17 protein-coding genes are annotated in these 18,049 nt (G+C 64.8%); 2 read left to right on the top strand and 15 right to left on the bottom strand.

Annotation, left to right across the window (positions count from 1 at the left end; all coding sequences use genetic code 11):
• Window positions 1-77: 77 nt before the first annotated feature.
• Genes PRZ03_RS05430 through PRZ03_RS05385 form a run of 10 tightly spaced genes read right to left on the bottom strand, consistent with a single transcriptional unit; the run spans window position 78 to window position 9,194 of the window.
• Entirely contained in the window at window positions 78-746 is a 669-nt protein-coding gene (locus tag PRZ03_RS05430) for a type II secretion system protein (protein ID WP_273599369.1), read from the bottom strand.
• Window positions 733-1,137: a type II secretion system protein gene (locus PRZ03_RS05425; RefSeq protein WP_273599368.1), complete on the bottom strand. Its 405-nt coding sequence runs from the start codon at window positions 1,135-1,137 to the stop codon at window positions 733-735. The genes PRZ03_RS05430 and PRZ03_RS05425 overlap by 14 nt, the downstream gene beginning before the upstream one ends.
• Window positions 1,138-1,145: 8 nt before the next feature.
• The gene (locus PRZ03_RS05420; protein ID WP_273599367.1) at window positions 1,146-1,643 is read right to left on the bottom strand and encodes a type II secretion system protein; all 498 of its coding nucleotides are present in this window, start codon (window positions 1,641-1,643) and stop codon (window positions 1,146-1,148) included.
• Window positions 1,621-3,852, bottom strand: a complete 2,232-nt coding sequence (locus PRZ03_RS05415) for a secretin N-terminal domain-containing protein (RefSeq protein ID WP_273599366.1) — start codon at window positions 3,850-3,852, stop codon at window positions 1,621-1,623. Before PRZ03_RS05415 ends, PRZ03_RS05420 begins: the two co-directional genes overlap by 23 nt.
• 2 nt (window positions 3,853-3,854) lie before the next feature.
• Entirely contained in the window at window positions 3,855-4,430 is a 576-nt protein-coding gene (locus tag PRZ03_RS05410; protein ID WP_273599365.1) for a hypothetical protein, read from the bottom strand.
• Window positions 4,427-5,068, bottom strand: coding sequence for a hypothetical protein (locus tag PRZ03_RS05405; protein WP_273599364.1), 642 nt, complete (start codon window positions 5,066-5,068; stop codon window positions 4,427-4,429). The genes PRZ03_RS05410 and PRZ03_RS05405 overlap by 4 nt, the downstream gene beginning before the upstream one ends.
• Window positions 5,065-5,676, bottom strand: coding sequence for a PilN domain-containing protein (locus PRZ03_RS05400; protein ID WP_273599363.1), 612 nt, complete (start codon window positions 5,674-5,676; stop codon window positions 5,065-5,067). The genes PRZ03_RS05405 and PRZ03_RS05400 overlap by 4 nt, the downstream gene beginning before the upstream one ends.
• 8 nt (window positions 5,677-5,684) lie before the next feature.
• Window positions 5,685-6,464, bottom strand: coding sequence for a hypothetical protein (locus PRZ03_RS05395; protein WP_273599362.1), 780 nt, complete (start codon window positions 6,462-6,464; stop codon window positions 5,685-5,687).
• The gene (locus PRZ03_RS05390) at window positions 6,454-7,995 is read right to left on the bottom strand and encodes a GspE/PulE family protein (RefSeq protein WP_273599361.1); all 1,542 of its coding nucleotides are present in this window, start codon (window positions 7,993-7,995) and stop codon (window positions 6,454-6,456) included. The genes PRZ03_RS05395 and PRZ03_RS05390 overlap by 11 nt, the downstream gene beginning before the upstream one ends.
• Window positions 7,992-9,194 (bottom strand): type II secretion system F family protein, encoded by a 1,203-nt coding sequence (locus PRZ03_RS05385; RefSeq protein WP_273599360.1) that lies wholly within the window; start codon window positions 9,192-9,194, stop codon window positions 7,992-7,994. Before PRZ03_RS05385 ends, PRZ03_RS05390 begins: the two co-directional genes overlap by 4 nt.
• Before the next feature lie 247 nt (window positions 9,195-9,441).
• On the opposite strand from PRZ03_RS05385, the gene PRZ03_RS05380 reads away from it, so the two are divergent.
• The gene (locus tag PRZ03_RS05380; RefSeq protein ID WP_273599359.1) at window positions 9,442-11,349 is read left to right on the top strand and encodes a S8 family serine peptidase; all 1,908 of its coding nucleotides are present in this window, start codon (window positions 9,442-9,444) and stop codon (window positions 11,347-11,349) included.
• A 138-nt stretch (window positions 11,350-11,487) separates the two neighbouring features.
• Here the strand turns inward: PRZ03_RS05380 and PRZ03_RS05375 are convergent, their stop codons facing one another.
• Genes PRZ03_RS05375 through PRZ03_RS05355 form a run of 5 tightly spaced genes read right to left on the bottom strand, consistent with a single transcriptional unit; the run spans window position 11,488 to window position 16,981 of the window.
• Complete coding sequence (locus PRZ03_RS05375; RefSeq protein WP_273599358.1) at window positions 11,488-12,186, bottom strand: VIT1/CCC1 transporter family protein; 699 nt, start codon at window positions 12,184-12,186, stop codon at window positions 11,488-11,490.
• Window positions 12,187-12,229: 43 nt separating this feature from the next.
• The gene (locus PRZ03_RS05370; protein ID WP_273599357.1) at window positions 12,230-13,444 is read right to left on the bottom strand and encodes an ABC transporter permease; all 1,215 of its coding nucleotides are present in this window, start codon (window positions 13,442-13,444) and stop codon (window positions 12,230-12,232) included.
• Complete coding sequence (locus tag PRZ03_RS05365) at window positions 13,444-14,193, bottom strand: ABC transporter ATP-binding protein (RefSeq protein WP_273599356.1); 750 nt, start codon at window positions 14,191-14,193, stop codon at window positions 13,444-13,446. The genes PRZ03_RS05370 and PRZ03_RS05365 overlap by 1 nt, the downstream gene beginning before the upstream one ends.
• Window positions 14,190-15,563 (bottom strand): efflux RND transporter periplasmic adaptor subunit, encoded by a 1,374-nt coding sequence (locus PRZ03_RS05360; protein ID WP_409993927.1) that lies wholly within the window; start codon window positions 15,561-15,563, stop codon window positions 14,190-14,192. Before PRZ03_RS05360 ends, PRZ03_RS05365 begins: the two co-directional genes overlap by 4 nt.
• Window positions 15,560-16,981 carry an efflux transporter outer membrane subunit gene (locus PRZ03_RS05355; protein ID WP_273599355.1) on the bottom strand — a complete coding sequence of 474 codons (1,422 nt, stop codon included), beginning with the start codon at window positions 16,979-16,981 and terminating at the stop codon, window positions 15,560-15,562. Before PRZ03_RS05355 ends, PRZ03_RS05360 begins: the two co-directional genes overlap by 4 nt.
• A gap of 245 nt (window positions 16,982-17,226) precedes the next feature.
• Between PRZ03_RS05355 and PRZ03_RS05350 the strand changes: the two genes are divergently transcribed.
• Window positions 17,227-17,814, top strand: coding sequence for a hypothetical protein (locus PRZ03_RS05350; RefSeq protein ID WP_273599354.1), 588 nt, complete (start codon window positions 17,227-17,229; stop codon window positions 17,812-17,814).
• Window positions 17,815-18,049: the final 235 nt, after the last annotated feature.

Raw genomic sequence — 18,049 nt, 5'->3', positions numbered from 1 at the left:
CGGGTGGACTTTAGTGAGGCCAGATGACCGGGTGTTTAAAAATACAAATGGATATGAGCCGTTCGGATCATTTCGGCTCATTCCGACTGCACAACATCACTCGCGGCGAGAAACTGCAGCTGGGACACCCTCGGTTTTGAAGCCTTGGGCCCTGCGCTGCTTGGCGCGAATCCAGCGCCAACTCCATTGGGCAAAGCGTCGGTGGCCAGCAACAGCGCGCGCGAACGACTGCTGACGCCGACGATGCCGCTGGCCAGCGCTGCGCCTTGCTCGGCGCTGATCGTGACGCTGCCAAGCGCAGGGTTGGGAGTGATGCCCGGTGCCGCGCCGAACTCCGGCCGCTTGTGCAAAAGCTGTTCACTTTCGTCGACGGCGCCGTTCTGTGCCGCAGGTTTCAACGCCAGCTGTCCTTGAATCAGCGCCCAGTCGGCACGACCGGTAAAGGGGTCAAGGTAGAGGCGGCGCAAATGTCGCCGCACCGTGCCGCTGCGCCTGTCCTCCAGCAGTTCTTCTAGCCGCTGCGGCAAGGCCTTGGTATCACCCGGGCTAGAACGAACATAACTTTCAATGGCCCTGGCAATCGCCTCGCCGCGAAAGCGCAGTTCGGCCTCGCGCTCGCGCTGCTGCACGGTTTGCTGACGCTGGCCCAGGCTCGCCAAGGCCACACCACCCAAGGCCACCACGAACAACAGCCACAAATAGGTGAAGCCGCGGTTTGTTGCAGGCTTCCCTTTACCAATCCGCATACAAGCTCCCATCCGGCGCACGGCCGGCCTTGCCGCTGCGCACATCGAACACTTGGCCGAGCGTCTCCGCCTCGGGCGGCGGCGTCAGCGCGATCCAGGTCGATGCGCTGCTGGTCAGCGGGTCTTCGGGAATTTGACGCAGATAGCGCGCATCGACCAACTCTTGCAGAGACTCTGGATAGCGGGCTTTGTCGGCGACGAAATGATCGATCGCGCCACGCATCACTTGCAGCGAAGTGCGCAAGCTATTGGCACGCGCGCGGTCAACGCTGGCAAAGTAGCGCGGCGCGGCAATGCTGGCCAGCAAGGCAACGATGGCCATCACCACGATCAGCTCGATCAGGGTGAAACCTTTGCCTGCCTGCGCAGGGCTGATGCGTCGATGGGTCATGCTGCAGATCACCAGTCGCGGTAGCGCGTGCCGTCCAAGCCGATGCCGCTGGCCTGGGAGTAGACATCGAATACATCGCGGCCGGGCTGCGGTGCATCGGCCGGGCTGTCATAACTGCGCAAGCCCCAGGAGCGCGCCGCCGGTAAGCCTGGGTCGGCCAGAGGGTCACGCGGCAGGCGGCGCAGAAAGTAGATCTTGCGGCCCTTGGGATCTTTGGCATCGGGCACACCCTCGACCAAGGCATTCAGATTCGGCGGGTAGCCGCTGGCATCGGCCGCCACCACGATCTGCCCGTTCACGCTCGCCTGCTTGTAAGCATCCAGCGCCAGCCGCAGCGTGCGCAGCCCCTGGCGCAACTCGCCTTCTTTATGGCGCTTGTTCATCCAGACGCTGAGCGGCTGGGCGGCAGCCGCCAGGATGCCGACGATGGTCACCACGGCCAACATTTCGACCAGGGTAAAGCCGCGTATGTGCGGCTTTGTTCTAGTTGTCGGTGACCGAAACACTGGTGTTTCCGTTTACGCGAACCGGCAAGGTCTCGCCCTGTGGGCTGATGGCAACCAAGTTACTCAATTCAATATTGGATTGATTGCCCGCTGTTCCTGGGCGAGCCCTCAGCACGACGACCCTCTCGCCGCTACCCGCCAACTCAAATTCAATCAAGCCGTTGGATGCAACACTACCTGGCACTGCGGCTTCGGCCTGCATAAAAACACTAACATCGAAACGCATTTCGCCACGCAACTTGACCGACGATGCGTTGTATAGCGTCACCGACAGGGTGTCGCCAACCGAAGTATTGCCGGTGGTTTGAATTTCAAGTTCAGCTTGGGAAACGGGGGTGCCAGGCGGGACTTGACCATAAACCTGCCCCGCTGGCGAAAGAGCCAGTGAATTTGGTGAAGTGGCATTGATGCCCATCACCCCACCCGAGCCCGCCATCGGCAGTGCCACCGCTGCGGCCGGCCGCAGGCGCGCGCCCTCGGCGCCCGGGTTGGCATCGAAACCCGAGGCCAGCACCGTGCGGCTGGCTTCCGGCAGGTTCAGGTTACGCAGAACACGCGGCGTGATCAGCAGCACGATCTCGCTCTTTTTGCGGTTATCGCCCTGCACGCCGAACAAGCGGCCCAGCAGCGGCGCCTCGGACAAGTAAGGCAGGCCGCTGATGCTCTTGCGGTCTTCATCGCTGATCAGGCCGGCCAAGACCTGCGTCTCGCCGTCCCGAAGGCGCAGCGAGGTGCTGGCCTTGCGCGAGCCGATGCGGTAGGCGCTGGTCGGCTGGGCACCGCCCGAACTTTCCTTGAGGCCAAGGTTGCTGACCTCGAGGTTGACCTTCATCACCACCTCGTTGTCGAGCTGGATGCTGGGCTCCACCTCCAGCGTCAAGCCCACATCGATATAGGTCACCGAAGTGGACACGCCCACATTGGCAGTCGATGTGCTGGTGAACACCGGCACCTTGTCGCCAATCTGGATCTTGGCTTTTTCTTTGTTGCGAGCGCGTAGCTTGGGGTTGGCCAACACATTGCTGGCGCCGGTACCGCCCTTGAGCTTGGCTGTCAGCACCGGGTTGGCCACCATGCTGCGAAAAGCGCTGCGCTGACCTAACTCGACCAAGCCACTCACACCCGGCAGTCCGTAGTTAACTTCAGAAGGCCATTGCAGGCCGAACTGATCGTCCCGGTTGGTCTCGATCTCCAGCACCTCGACGTCCAGCATCACCTCGGGCTCGGGTAAATCAAGACCTGCAATCAGCTGCTCTATCATCGCGATCACCTCCGGCGTGTCGCGGGCCACCAGCAGATTGAGCCGCTCGTCGATGAAGATATCGCGCGTCTTGGCCATCATGCGCACCAAAGCCTGAGCCTGCTTGACGTCGGCGTTATTGAGGTAAAAGCTGCGCGTCACCAGTTCCTGATGCTCGCGCTGCTTGGCTTGGGTGTTGGGGTAAATCAGCACCGATTTGTCGTTCAGCAGTTTGCGCTCGAGCTGCTGCGTGGACAGGATCACCCGCATCGCTTCGTCCAGCGTGACTTCCTTGAGATAAATCGTGACCTTCGCGTCGCCGCGCACCTCCTTGTCAAACACAAAGTTGACGCCGGCGCCTCGCCCCATCGCCTCGAACACGGTGCGCAATGGCGCATCGCGAAACTCCAGGCTGATCGGCTTTTGAAAAGCTGCAGCCAGGGCAGAAGGCAGCGGCGGCGGCGCATATTTCTGCCGCAGCTGCTGATTCAGCGCCAGCGCGCCAGATTGGCCGGGGTCTTCGGCCAGTACTTGCTGCACGGTGGCGCGCGCCTGGTCCAGCTGCCCGGCCTGCAGCTGCTGACTGGCTTGACGCACCTGAGCTTCATGCAAGCGAGCACGCTGAATGGACTGCCGCAGGCCCTTGGTGCGAGGCGACTGGGCATCGACCATCTCCATGCGCTGCACCAGCGCTTCGGCCAGGTCGAGTTGACCCACAGCGCGGGCCGTCTCCGCCTGCGTGGCCAGCGCGAGCAAACTGCGTTCGGTCTGGCGCGCGTAGGCCAGTCTCAGTGACATGTCTTGCGGCGCGGCCGCGCTGGCATCGCGCAACATGCGCCAGGCGGCTTCGTGTTCGCCGCGCTGCAGCAGCGCATCCGATTCGCGCAGCGCCGGCGCTGCACATGCCGCCAAGATCAACACAAGGCTCAGGCCAGCGAGGTGGCGAACTGAAGGGACAGGAAACGTCATTTTTAAGGGCTCGAAAAGGCCAGGTTTTGTTTTTGTCCACCGGCCAGCCAGGTGAGCTGGGCGCCGGTCGGTCCGATCGCATCAATACGCCATTGCTGGTCAATCAACTCACCCACGCCCAGCACCAGCGTGCGCTGCGCATTGCTCAGCACGATGCGGGGGCGGCCGGCTTCGTCCATGCGGCCGAGCAGTTGATAGTCCATGAGCGGGGCCGCAGGAGGCGCAGCCTCGGCGGCGCTGTCTCCGGGGCCGGCCTTGGCCTTGCTCGGCGCCGGCGCGGACGCAATGTCTGCTTCAGCAACAGCGGCGAGGCCCCAACTTTGGCGCGCTATTGCAGCAGCTTCCGGCCAAGCCGGGCCGTCCTTGCTCGTAGGCGCAGCGAGCGCCGCAGGCCAGCCCGCCGGCCATGCTTGCGACTTTGGCGGCGCCGGTTTCGCCAGACCCACTCGAGGCAGACCCTGCGCGGCAGTGTTGGATGCAGCGCCCTCTTCTTCTTCGCGACTCGCCACCCAGGCAGTCGCCGCCAAGCTCAGGGACAATGCCCCCATCAACAAGCGGCTGCGCAGCTGTGCCCTCATGGCTTGCGCTCCAGTGGGGCCGAGGCGGCCGGGGCCGCCGCTGCAGACTCTGCAGCCTCTGCGACTTGCCCAGGCATCTGCATATGCAAAACCCAGCTCAGCTCGGCCGCCAATTCGGGCGCGCCGGGCTGCAGGCGGCGCAGCTTCAGCAGTTCCAAGCTCAGCGCCGGGTCCAAGCGCAGGGCTTCGCTGACATAACGCCTGATTTGTTCGTAGTTGCCATTCACATTCATCGAGATGCGGTACTGAGCCAAGCCCAGGCCCGAGGCCGGTTCGGCGGCATAGCGAAACTCGCTGCGCGGCCAGGGCAGTCCCAGCTCGGTGGCCAGCGCCAGCAGCGCGGCAGTACGGGCCTGGCGCTCGCTGTCAGCAGGAAAGCTATGCACAAATCGCAGCGGCGACTGCTGTTTGCGCCGCAGCTGCTCTTGCTTGAGGCTTTGGCGTTGGGCCAGTATGTGCTCGCGCTGCGACACCAAGGCCCTCTCTTGGGCAGGCAAAAGCCACAGCAATAGCAACAACACTAGCAGGCTCAGCAAGGCTGCCAAAGCACCCGGCCAACCCATACGCGCCAGCCCCTGCCGAAGTGGCTCGGGCAGACGTTCGGTTTGGGCCTGGAGCAGCAAGCTCGGGCTGATCATGAACGCTGCCCCAGCGCGCTTGCACGTCGGCGCACCACTTCAAAGCGCAGGGCATTGCCGGCCTCCGCCTCGGCCACACCTTCGGGCCGCTGCAAGCGAGTCAGCACCACTTCCTGCCGAGCTTCTGCTGCAGCGGCTTGCTGATTCGCCACCTGCAGGGCCAAGCTGTCCACCAGCTGCATCACCAGGTCGGCACTGGGCGCCAACCCTTCCAGACGCATCTCTGCGCCCACCATCTCCAAGGCCTGCAGCTGCAAACCCGCCGGCAAGGCCTGTTCAAGCGCCAGCCAACGGCTGGCCCAATCCTCGCCCGCTTTGGGCTGAAGCTGCGCGTACAAGCCCCAGGCACGGCGCTGCAGCTCGGCCGCGTTTGCGGGCGCCACGCCGCTCGCCATACGGCTCTCAACAGCGGCCAATTTATTCAGGAGGGCGGCCTGTTCGGCCAAGACCCCGCGCTGACCCTGCAAGTCCTGCCAGCGCCAAGCCAGAGCCAGCAGGACTGCGGCGGAAATCAACAGCCAGCCCCACATCAAAACGCCCGGGCGCTGCGGCGCGGGCATGAAGTCGGGTTGCGGCCAAGTTGTTGCACTTGGGGTTCTGATCGCCATTCCAAACATCAGTTCACGGTCCCCGCCGCCAACCAATGCGCGCTTTGTGGACCTTCGGCAATCGAGGCGTCCAGCGTCAGCGCGGTCGTATCGCCGCCCCAGCCCATCAGCTTGGGCGCATGGCTGTTGCCGCTTGCAGGCTGCAAACGCTGCAGCAAGGACTGCAACTCGGGCGCATCGCCCTGGTCCAGATAGCGTTGCTGTACATCCACCACCTTGCCGCGCGCCAGGCTCAGCCAGCTCAGCATCCGCCCTTCCAGCAGCCCCAGGCCTGAGCTCTCAGCCTGTGCCCAGACGCTGTCGGTGGCCGCGGCTTGTGCCAAGGCATGGCTCCAGGCCGGGCGTACCGACAAGATGCGCACGCCATGCGTCAAGGCCGCCGAAGTCAAAGCATTCAGACTCAAGCCCGCCTGCTCCTGCAACGCCACCGCATTGCGCTGCGTGCCCTGCGACCAAACCGCCAAGGGCCAGGCCTGCGCGGCCGCGCCAAAGTAATGGACGAATTGCAGTCGGGCATAGGCCCTGACGGCCTGTGTATCGGCCAGCGGCATATCGGCCGGCACACTGACGTTATGCACCCAGGCCCCGCCGACCCAGATGCGCACTTGCTGGCGCGGATGCGCCGCACACCATTGCTCGAAGTCGGGCCAGCGTTGACCCGCGCGCGCGTTTTCATAGCTCCACAAACCCGACTCGCCCCAGTACAGCGAAGCGACCGGCAAGCTGCGCGCAACTTGCCAGGCTTTGAGCTTTTGAATAAAACGGGAAAAGACGGAATCAGTCTGCAAGCGTGACACGATCGAGTTCCTCCAAAGTTGATTCGCCGCGCCGCACCAGCGCCACGGCAGCCTCGCGCAGCGTGCGCATGCCGCGCTCGCGCGCAGCCTCTTTGATACGACTCATGGGCGCGCGGGCCGCAATCAAGTCGCGCAATTCATCGTCCAAACACAGCAGCTCCGAGACCGCGCGGCGGCCCTTGTAGCCGGTGCCCCGGCAATGCGTGCAGCCGCTGCCCTGCATAAAGCTGTCGCCAGCCAGTGCTTGCAAATCCTGCGCCTCCAGCTCTGCCGCGCTGGGGCTGACCGGTCGCCGGCAATGCAGGCAGTTGATGCGCATCAGGCGCTGGGCCAGCACGCCGTTCAAGGCCGCCACCACGTTGTAAAGGTCCAGCCCCATATGCATGAAGCGGCCGACCACATCGAAGGCGTTGTTGGCGTGCACGGTGGAGAAAACCAAATGCCCGGTCAGCGCCGCCTGCACCGCGATCTGTGCGGTTTCGGCGTCACGGATCTCGCCCACCATCACGCGGTCGGGGTCGTGCCGCAAGACCGAGCGCAGTCCACGCGCGAAGGTCAGGCCCTTTTTTTCATTCACCGGAATCTGCACGACGCCGGGCAGCTGGTACTCAACAGGGTCTTCGATGGTGATGATCTTGTCTTGGCCGGTGTTGACCTCGGAGATCGCCGCATAAAGCGTGGTCGTCTTGCCGCTGCCAGTTGGCCCCGTCACCAAAAGCATGCCGTGCGGTTGGCGCGCCAGCGCCCGGATGGCCAGCCGCGCTTCGGGCTCAAAGCCAAGCGAATCCAGCGTTAGCGAACCCTGTGCCTGGATCTGCGCCCGGTCGAGCACACGCACAACGGCGTCTTCGCCGAACACACTGGGCATGATGGACAGGCGGAAGTCAATCTCGCGCCCTTGCATGCGCAGCTTGAAGCGGCCGTCTTGCGGCAGGCGACGCTCGCCAATGTCCAGCTCGGCCATCACCTTCAGGCGCGACACCAACTGCTCGGCCGCCAGCGTGCCGTCGAGGTTCTTGATCTCCAGCATCACACCGTCGACTCGGAAGCGCACCTTCAGGCCGCGCAGATGAGTCTCGAAATGAATGTCGCTGGCGCCGTCCTGCAACGCGTCATACAGCGTCGCATCGAGCAGGCGCACGACCGGACTGGCCTGCTCGCTCAGATTCAGCGCCGAAAGCTCCTGCGCTTGTTCACCCACCGCTCCGTCCGCAAAGCCCTCACCGAGATCTTGCAGTGCGCGGAAGTCCTGCTCACCAGCGCCGAGCGCCGCGTCCACATCCTCGGCTGTGCCGCTGACCCAGCGCAGCGCGCGCTGCAACCTGGCTTCGATGCGCTGCAGCAGCATCGCGTCATGTTCACGGTCGGCCAGCAGCGCCAGCCGGCCTGCCGCCGACACCGCCAGCACTGCCCGCCAGCGCTGCGCCTCGGCCTGAGTCCATTGCTCAAAGCTGAAGCCCCAGGGCGCTTCGTCGCTGGGCAAGCGGCCCAGCGCTGCGCTCAAAGCTAAGGCGGCACTCAATTGACCTGCTCCACCAATTGAAAGATGGGCAGATACATCAGCACCACCACCGTGCCTATGACCAGACCCATCAAGAGCATCAAGACCGGGTTGATCAAGCGCGTGACCAAGTCACTCAAACGTGTCAACTCCTCGTCGTAGAACGCCGCCGCCTGCGCCAGCATCGAGCCCATCTCGCCGCTGCGCTCACCGACCCGCAACATACGCAGCGACACCGGCGTGCTCAGACCCTCGCGCTCCAGCGTTTGCGAGAGCCGCTCGCCCGTGCAGACAGAAGCGATGCAGCGGTCTAGCTGGGCTTGCAGATGGCCAGCAATCACGCCGCGCGCCGTCTGCAGTGCCGGCACCACCGGCACACCGGCCAGCAGCAACATCGCCAGGCTGCGATAGAACTGCGCCAAGGCCAGCAGATGCAACTTTGGCCCCAGCAAGGGCAACTTCCATAAACGTGACAGCAACGCTTGGCGCAGGCCACGCTGCCAAGCCCAGACCGGCCCGGCCAGCAGCGCGCAACCCAGGCCCAGCACCACCCAAGGGTTCTCGCCGCAGAACTGCCCGACGCCAATCAGCATGCGCGAGGCCCAGGGCAGATCTCCGCCGACGCCTTCAAGCAAGCCGGCAAAGCGCGGCACCACAAAGACCAGCAAAAACATCACCACCGCCGTGCCCGCTGCGATCAGCGTGGCCGGATAAATGGCCGCCGCCACCAGCTTGCTGCGCAACTGTTCGGCCCAGGCCAGATAGTCGGCCTGCTCGGCCAGCGCATGCGCCATTTGGCCACTGCGCTCGCTCGATTCGACCACCGCAATAAAGAGCGCATCAAAGGCCTGCGGCTGGCTGCGCAAGGCAGTCGAAAAGGCCTCGCCGAGCTGGATACGGGCGATCACGCCGTCGAGTGCAGCGGTACTGCTGCCGCCGCCCTGCTCTTCCTTTTGTTTCAAGGTGATCAAGGCTTCCAAGAGCGGGATGCCGGCCTTCAACAGCACCGACAACTGCTGCGCGAATTGGCGCAAAGGAAAGCGCTGCACATTGCGCGCTGAGCTCAATTGGTTCTCACCGCCACCTAAAGGGTGAACCGAGATCAGGGCTGCGGGCGCCACCCCCAGCGACGCCGCCACGGCTTGCGCGTCCACGGCCGAAACCTGCGCTTGGGCAGGTCGGCGGGCGGAGTCGAGATAGCTGACGAGGAACTGGGGCATGACGAACAAAACGCTGAAAAACACCGTGAACAATGAGCCGAAGGAGCTACGAGTGGCGCGACTGTATTCATCTGCTGTGACTGCGCCGTGAATGACAGTGATGTGACAGGCGCAAGCCGATCAGCGCCCTCTCGCTTGTTTGTTTTTTGCCCGCCAAGTGCCCCGAACCCGCCGTACATGAGCCAAACATGAGCCGAATGCCTCATCTGTCACAGGCCTTTCACGGCGCGCCGCTAACTTGCTCGCCATGCGTACCAATTCCCTCCCCACCTTGCGTGCCGCCGCCGGCCGCGCGCGTCTTTTTCAGCTGCTCGCAGTTACCGCAATTGCCACAGTTGGCCTGCCGAGCCTCGGTGCGCAAGCCTCCGCGCCCGCCTCCCAAGCCCTCACCTCGGTCCAGGCGAAGCAGTCGCAAGCCCCCGGGCTGCTGCTGCAGCTGAGCAGTTCGGCCAGCTCGGCCGAGCAGGTCAAGGCCTTGTTGGCCGAGCTGCAGCTGGGGCTCAACTACCAGCGCGGCATGGGCTCGGGCTGGCATTTGCTGCAAGCCCAGCAGGCGCTGACTCAAACGCAAGCCCGGGCATTGCTTGAGCGCTTGCGGGCCGACAAGCGTGTTGCCTTCGTCACAGTCAATGCCCGCGAGCAGCGCGCCATGGTGCCGGATGACACCTTGTTCCGCGCCTCAGACGCCAAGGATGCGCAGTGGTGGCTGGATGATTACAACGCCAGCAGCAACCCGGCTGCGGCCAACTTCACCAAGGCCTGGGACATCAGCACCGGCGCGGGCTCGCCCGTCGTGGCCGTCTTGGACTCCGGCTTGGTCGACCACCCCGAGCTGCCCCCTGGCAAGCTGGTGAACGGCTACAACTTCGTCAGCAAACCCGAATACGCCAACAACGGCGGCACCGGTCGCAGCGCCAACACCATCGACCCCGGCGACGCCTTGACGCAGGCCGAGTTCGACGCCAACAAGGCGCTTTGGGACGGCTGCCTGGTGAGCGAAAAGAGCAGTTGGCACGGCACCCTGGTGGCCGGCCAGATTGGCGCATGGACGAATAACAAGGCCGGCTCGGCCGGCATCAACTGGAACGCGCAGGTGATGCCGGTGCGGGTGTCGGGCAAGTGCGGCGCGGCCGTAGCCGATATGGTCGACGGCATGCGCTGGTCGGTGGGATTGCCCGTTAGCGGCGTGCCCACCAACCCGCACCCAGCCAAGGTGCTGGTGATTGGCTACGCAGGTCTGACCTCGTGCGATATCAATGATGCCGACAAAGATGTGGCGGCCGCCGCCAAGCTCTACACCGATACGATTGCCGCTCTGCGCGCCAAGAACGTGCTGATCGTCGCGGCGGCCGGCAATCTGCGCGGCGCTGTAGGCCGGCCGGCCAATTGCGCCGGCGTGATGGGCGTGGCTGCCGTCAACAAGCAAGGCTTCAAGACGATCTATTCCAACTTCGGTAAACAGATTGCCTTGGCCGCACCGGGTGGTGACCGCGACAGCGGCGCCACTTGCGACAGCTTGCTGGCCGACAGCGGCATCGTCTCGACCTACAAGCCCAATCTCACCAGCACACCGCCGTCCTATCACGCGGCCGTCAGCGGCAGCAGCTTCGCCGCACCGCAAGTCGCCGGCACAGCTGCGCTGATGTGGGGCTTGAATCCAACCCTGACACTGGCCCAAATCGAAGCCGGCCTGAAAGCAAGTGCCAGGCCGCATGTGCTGGCCCCTGCATTGGGCTATTGCACGGTCAGCAATAAGAGCCGCTGCACCTGCACATCCGATACCTGCGGGGCGGGCTTGCTGGACGCCGAAGAAGCACTGAAATTTGCCCACGCACCGAGCAGCTACGCCGCACCCAAGCGCGATGCGCTGATCCTGAACAGCGCCGCACTGAAGAGCTGCGGCACGCTGCAGGGCAGCACCGCCTTCACACCGCCAGTGCCAACACCAGAGCCCACGCCCACTCCGACTCCGACGCCAACTCCAACTCCAACTCCAACTCCTACTCCAACGCCTACCCCAACGCCAGCTCCTAGCGATGGTGGCGGTGGCGGCGGCGGTGCCGCTTCCCCGCTGTGGGTGGCAGGCCTGGGTTTGGCGGCATTCTTGCTGCGCCGCAACCGGCGTGAACAGCAGCAGGCTTCGGGCCAGTCCTGAGTTTGGCTTTGCCGGCCCGCAGCTGCGGGCCGCAAGCATCCTGGGCCTTCAGGATGGGCCGGCAGCAGTAGCAGAGCCAGCAACGCGAGCCCGCCTGATTGCCTTATTGCAGGCTCATTTGATGCCGGCTTTCAGGGTTCAAGCACCAGCCACCACACCAAACAAGGCCCCTGCTCCTGCGGTGACGGCCATGGCCACAGCCCCCCAGAACGCGACACGCCAAGTGCCGCTCCAAATCGGCGCCCCGCCGGCCTGGGCCGAGACAGCGCCCAAGCCCGCCAGAAAAACCAGCGAAGAGGCCGACACCCAGACAATCAACGACGCCGACAAGGCCGTGGCGACGACGGCGATCGGCAGAGCCGCACCGACCGCGAAGCTGGCGGCCGAGGCCAGCGCGGCTTGGGTCGGACGCGCGGCAGTCGTGTCGGACAGCCCCAACTCATCGCGAGCATGCGCGCCCAGCGCGTCTCGGGCCGTCAACTGCTTGGCAACCTGTTCGGCCAAGTCCTTGTCCAGACCACGGCCCACATAAATGCCCGTCAATTCGCGCAGCTCAGCGGCGGGGTCTTGCTGCAGCTCGGCGCGCTCACGCGCCAGGTCGGCATGCTCGGTGTCTTGCTGCGAATGAACGGAGATGAATTCGCCCGCCGCCATCGACATCGCGCCGGCAATCAGCCCCGACACACTGGTCAGCAAAATCAAGCGAGGCTCGGCACCGGCCGCGGCCACACCGAGCACCAGACTGGCGGTCGAGACGATGCCGTCATTGGCGCCCAGCACGGCGGCGCGCAGCCAGCCAATGCGCTCGCTGCGGTGATTTTCAGTATGACGGCGCATCGCTCGGTCTCCGTAAATATAAGTAGTTCGGACATTGCCGGGACTATTCGTGCCGCAACGCTTCGATAGGATCCATGCGCGCCGCACGGCGCGCCGGAAAGTAACCAAACACCATGCCGATGGCGGCCGAGAACAGCAGCGAGAGCAGATTGATAGCGGGATCGAAGGTATAGGGCACGCCCATCACGCCCGACAGCACATAGGACGCCGCCGTGGCAATGATGACGCCGATCAGCCCGCCCAGCGCCGACAGCACCACCGCCTCGATCAGGAACTGCAGCAGCACTTCGCTTTCCAGCGCGCCCACGGCCAGGCGCAGGCCGATCTCGCGCGTGCGTTCGGTGACGCTGACCAGCATGATGTTCATGATGCCAATGCCGCCCACCAGCAAGCTGACCGCCGCCACCGCGCCGAGCAAGCTGGTCAGCACGCCCATGGTGCTGGACAGGGTCTCGGCGAGTTGCTGGGTGTCGAAGATATTGAAGTTGTCGTCGTCGCTGTCCGCCAGGTGGCGCCGCTCACGCAGCAGTTGGCGCAAGCTGGCTTTGAGCGGCGCGCTGTCGCTGCCGTCTTGCATGGACACCAGCAAGACGCCGACCTTGCGGCTGCCGGTCACACGCCGCTGCAGCGTGTGCAGCGGCAAGAGCACGGTGTCGTCCTGGTCACCCATGCCGCCTTGGCCCTTGGGGACCAGGATGCCGACGACCTCGCAGGAAAAATTCTTCACCCGCAACTGCTGACCCAGCCCTGTTTGGCCGACCGTGGCGCCCCAGAGTTCGCGCCGCACCGTCTCGCCGATGATGCACACGGCCGCACCCGACAACTGCTCATCGGCCGCAAACAGCCGCCCACTGGCAAGCTCCCAATTGCCGGTCTCGAACCAGGCGTTGCTGCTGCCGACCACCGTGGTGGCCCAGTTGCGCCCATTCGCCACCACGGTGGCGCTGGAGCGGCCCTGCGGCGCGACGGCCGCCACGCCGCCGATCTGTGCTGAGATCGCCTCGCCATCGGCTTCGACAAACTGCGGCACGCCGCCACCGCCGCCACCGCCGCCTATGCGCTGACCCGGGCTGACCATCAGCAAATTGGTGCCCAGGCTGGTGATCTTCTGCTCGATCGCCTGGGTGGCGCCATTGCCCAGGGTCACCATGGTGATGACGGCGCTGACGCCGATGACGATGCCCAGCACGGTCAGAAACGAGCGCAGCACATTGCGCCGCACCGAGCGCAGGGCGAGCATGAAGACGCTGAACAGCATCAGACGGTCTCCACGGCGCTCAGAGCCGGCGCGGCAGTCGTCGGGTTCGGATTGAGCACATCTTTGGCGATGCGGCCATCGACAAACGTCACCATGCGCCGCGCGTAGGCCGCCATATCGGGCTCATGCGTCACCATCAGCACGGTGATGCCGTGATCGCGGTTCAGCGCCATAAGCAAGCCCATGATTTCGTGGCTGCGCTGCGTGTCCAGATTGCCGGTGGGCTCGTCGGCCAACACCACGGCAGGTTGGGTGACGATGGCACGCGCAATCGCCACGCGCTGCTGCTGGCCGCCCGACAATTCGCCCGGCGTGTGCTGCTCCCAGCCCGCCAGACCCACATCGGCCAAGGCCTTGGCGGCCGCGCTGCGGCGCGCGGCCGCGCTGTCACCGCGGTACAGCAGCGGCAGCTCCACATTCTCTTGTGCCGAGGTGCGCGCCAGCAGATTGAAGCCCTGAAACACAAAGCCCAGATAGCGCCGGCGCAGCCGCGCGCGTTGATCGCGCGACAGCGCTTCGACATGCGCGCCCTTGAACAAATACTGGCCGCTGCTGGGCGTATCCAGGCAGCCCAGGATGTTCATGGCGGTGGACTTGCCCGAGCCACTCGGCCCCATGATGGCGACAAACTCGCCGGCGGCAATGTCCAGGTCTATGCCCTTCAGCGCCAACAGCTCGGCCGCGCCGCTGCCATAGCGTTTGCTGACGCCGCGCAATTGGATCAATTGCTCGCTCAGGTGCTCGTTCATTTGGCGCTCGCCGTCTGCTGCGCGGTGATGACCCGCATGCCGACTTTCAGCTCGCCGCCAACAATCTCGGTCATATGGCCGTCGCTGATGCCGGGCACCACGGCCACGGCCTTGGGCGCGCCGCCGCTGATGGCCACGCCTTCGGCATCAAGCGGCAAGACCCAGACCTGGCGCGCTGCTGCCGTGCTGGCGCCATCAGCTGCGCCCCGGCGCCGGCTCTCGGTCTTGGGCGGGCCGAAAGCTATGCCGGACGCAATGCCCTTCTTCGCGGCGGCGGCTGCCGTGCTGGGCGCATAACGCAAAGCCGCATTGGGCACCAGCAGCACATCTTTTCGCTGGGTGGCGACGATGGTGGCCGTGGCCGTCATGCCCGGGCGCAGGCTCAGGTCGGCGTTGTCCACATCGAGGTAGGTCAGGTAGGTGACGACGTTGTCGGTGATGGTCGAGCCAAAGCCCACCCGCGTGATGCGCGCCGGAAACGGCCGGCTCGGGTAGGCGCTGACCGTGAACACCGCTGTCTGGCCGACCTTGACCGCGCCCACATCGGCCTCGTCCACATAGACCCATAGGCGCAGGCGGGCCAAGTCTTCGGCCACGACGAACAGGGTCACGGCCTGCAGCGAGGCCGCCACTGCATTGCCCGGCTCGACCGCGCGGGTCAGCACCACACCGTCGGCCGGCGCGGCAATCGAGGCTTTGGAGAGATTGATCTGGTCGGTGGACAAGGCGGCCAAGGCATCGCTGATGCCGGCCTTTGCGCTGCCCTGGTCAGCGATGGCGCGGGCCAGCGTGGCGTTGCCGCTGTCGAGTTCGGCCTTGGACGGCACCTTGCCACCGGACAGCCGCGCGACTTCTTCCAGGCGCCCCAGCGCGGCGCGGGCTTCGGCGACGGTTGCACCGGTCTGTTCGAGGCGGGAGTGCGCGGCCGCCAGGGTCGCTTGTGAGCGCTGGATCTGGCCGCGCAGCTTGGCGGTGTCCAGCACCACCAGCACCTGGCCTTTTTTGATACGGTCATTGACATCGACATTGACCTTCAACACCGTACCGGACAGCTCGCTGCCGATATTGATGGAGCGCGTCGGTTGCACCGTGCCATTGGCGGTCACGCTGAGCGTGAGGTCTCCGCGCGTGACCGGCGCGGTGCTGTAGCTGGGCGCGGCCTTGGCAGCGCGCCCCATCAGCCACCAGCCCAGGCCTGCCGCCGCCAGCAGCGCGGCCCCAACGGCGATCCACAGCCAGCGGCGGCGGTACCAGGGCAGCGCAGCCGGCTCACCCAGCAGCGTGTTCATGTCGGCGCCGGGCACGGCGGTCGACACGGGCGGGATCGTCGCTGCGGTCGGCGGATCCACCGCTGGGCTGGCTGCGTTCATCTGTTCTGGGTTCCCGCTGTGGGCGACCAACCGCCCCCTAAGGCCGTGAACAAGCGCACCTGATCACTGCCGACATCGGCGCTGGCACGAGCCACGCCGTCCTGAGTTGCAAATAGCGTGCGCTGGGTTTCCAGCACGGTTTGAAAATCGATCAGGCCGCTTCCGTAGCGCTGGCGGGCCAGCAAAGCGGCATTGTTGGCCGCGTCGGCGGCCAAGCGCAGGCTGTCCAGCCGCTGCCGGTCGCCACGCAAGGCCTCCAGGGCATCTTCCACCTGCTGCAACGCGCTGAGCACAGCGGCGCGATATTGATGTTGCGCCTGAGTCAGGGCCGCCTGCTGTACCCGCACCTGGGCATTCAAAGCACCGCCATCAAAGATCGGCAAGCTCACGCTGGCCAAGAGACTGCCGAGCACCGCGCTGCTGTTGCCGAGCGCGCCGACCGAGACCGCACTCAAGCCCAGCGAACCACCGATGGCAAAGCTGGGCAAACGCAGCGCCTGCGCCTGGCCCTCGCGCGCCAGCGCGGCCGCCACCTGAAATTCGGCGGCACGCACATCGGCGCGTTGACGCAAGGTCTCGGCCGGGACGTTCAAGCTCAGACCCTCGCGCGCCTGCGGCACGGTGGGCGCCAGCCGGGCGTCCACGAGCGCTGGCAGCGCAGCGGGTGCTTGGCCCGTCAAGACCGCCAAAGCATGCTGGGTTTGCACAGCACTGGTCTGGAGCAGGGGCAGCAGCGCCCGGTTCTGCTCGACGGCGGCGCGCGCCTGCTCGGCCTCCAGCGCGGTGACCAAGCCCGCTTGCTGGCGCCACAGCGTGATCCGCAGCGTCTCCTCTTGGCTGGCGAGATTCTCGCCAGCGATCACGCTGCGCACCTGGGTCGTGCGCAGCAAGATGTAGTTCAGCGCGACTTCCGCAGCGATCTGCACCTGCATATCGCCCAGGCTGGACTGACTCGCTCCAACAAGCGCTTCGCTTGCGTCCACGCCGGCGCGGCGGGCGCCGAACAGATCGATCTGCCAGCTGGCATCGCCGCCGAGTTGAAACCTATTGCCGCTGCTATGGCCGCCCAGCGTGCCGCGCTGCGCCGAAGCGGAGCCGTCAAGTTGGGGCCACAGGGCTGCGGCGGCCACATCTCGCAAGGCCTGCGCCTGACGCAGCGAAGCGCGGGCCACTTGCACGCTGGTATTGGCCAGCATCGCCTGACCGACCAGCAGTTCCAGCTGCGCATCGTCAAAACGCTGCCACCAAGCCACCAGCGAAGCCGTGCTGACCCTTGAATCGCCCGGGCCAGGCGCATAGGCCCCTGACCAGGCTAGCGGGGTCGCAAGCTTGGCCGCTGCGCCTTCATCAATGGGAGGCAAGGCCGCGCAAGCCACGAGTGCGCCCAGCAGGCCGATCGAGATAAGTCGCCTCGACATTGCTCAGGCAAGCGACGCGAAAGCGAGGCGAGCTAACTTGCTGTTGGTGCTTGGCATGATTCGAGACCTCTGCTGCTGCCACCACCGTTAACAGCCGGTGGCGGTTCGATGAGACGGTTTTAAGGGCTTGCGGCGGCGGCGTCTGTTCGACACCGCACACGGAACCACCGCTACAAGACAGACCCTTGCGCGCATGACCAGCAGATATCGCAGCGAAGCGGGGCTGCACAGGTTTATGCTGAGCGATGAATGATCGAATCAAGCAAATCCTGGCCCAGATGGCCGCCCTCGAAGCGGAGCTGCACAGCGCCGTCCATGATCAGGAGAGCCGCATGTTCTTCCAGATCAAAGGCAAGCGTGTCGAGTTTGAGCGTTCGGTCCGGCAAGCGCATCGCAAGCTCAAGACCAATTTCTTGCGCTGGCTGGTGACGAACAGGCCACAAAACCTGATCACCGGGCCGCTGATCTACGGCATGGTGATCCCGCTGCTGCTGCTCGATGCCTGCGTCAGCTTCTACCAATGGGCCTGCTTTCCCATCTACGGCATCTGCAAGGTGCGCCGCAGCGACTACCTGGTGTTTGACCGCCATCAGCTGGGCTACCTGAACTTCATCGAGAAGTTCCACTGCACCTATTGCGAATATGGCAATGGCTTGATGGGCTATATGGCCGAGATCCTGGCGCGCACGGAACAGTATTTCTGCCCGATCAAACACGCCCACAAGATCCTCGGCACGCACTCGCGCTACAACCGTTTCCTGGACTACGGCGAGGCGGACGCCTACGAGGCCAAGCTGGAGGAATACCGGGTGGCGCTGGGCAAGCTCAAGTAAGCAGTCGGACCTGCAAAATTCGTTTTGCCGAAGCAAGCAACTGAAGCAGTTCCTGGTGAGGCTTGCCGTTATGGTGCGAATTGATGTCGCCAAGCCTTCTGGTGTGCCATCGGGCCGCCCAGCAGCGCCATTGCACCCACCATCAAGCCCGCCCATAGGGCGAACAAGACCAAAGAAATGTGCCTTAGGCCGCCAGCCTGCAATTGGCGCCACAGCGCCCGCATCAACCAACGGA

The sequence above is a fragment of the Roseateles albus genome, from assembly GCF_028595345.1.
Classification (GTDB): Bacteria; Pseudomonadota; Gammaproteobacteria; order Burkholderiales; family Burkholderiaceae_C; genus Paucibacter_A; species Paucibacter_A albus.
The sequence above is the reverse complement of the archived record's forward strand: the minus strand, read 5'-3'. Positions and strand labels throughout refer to the sequence as shown.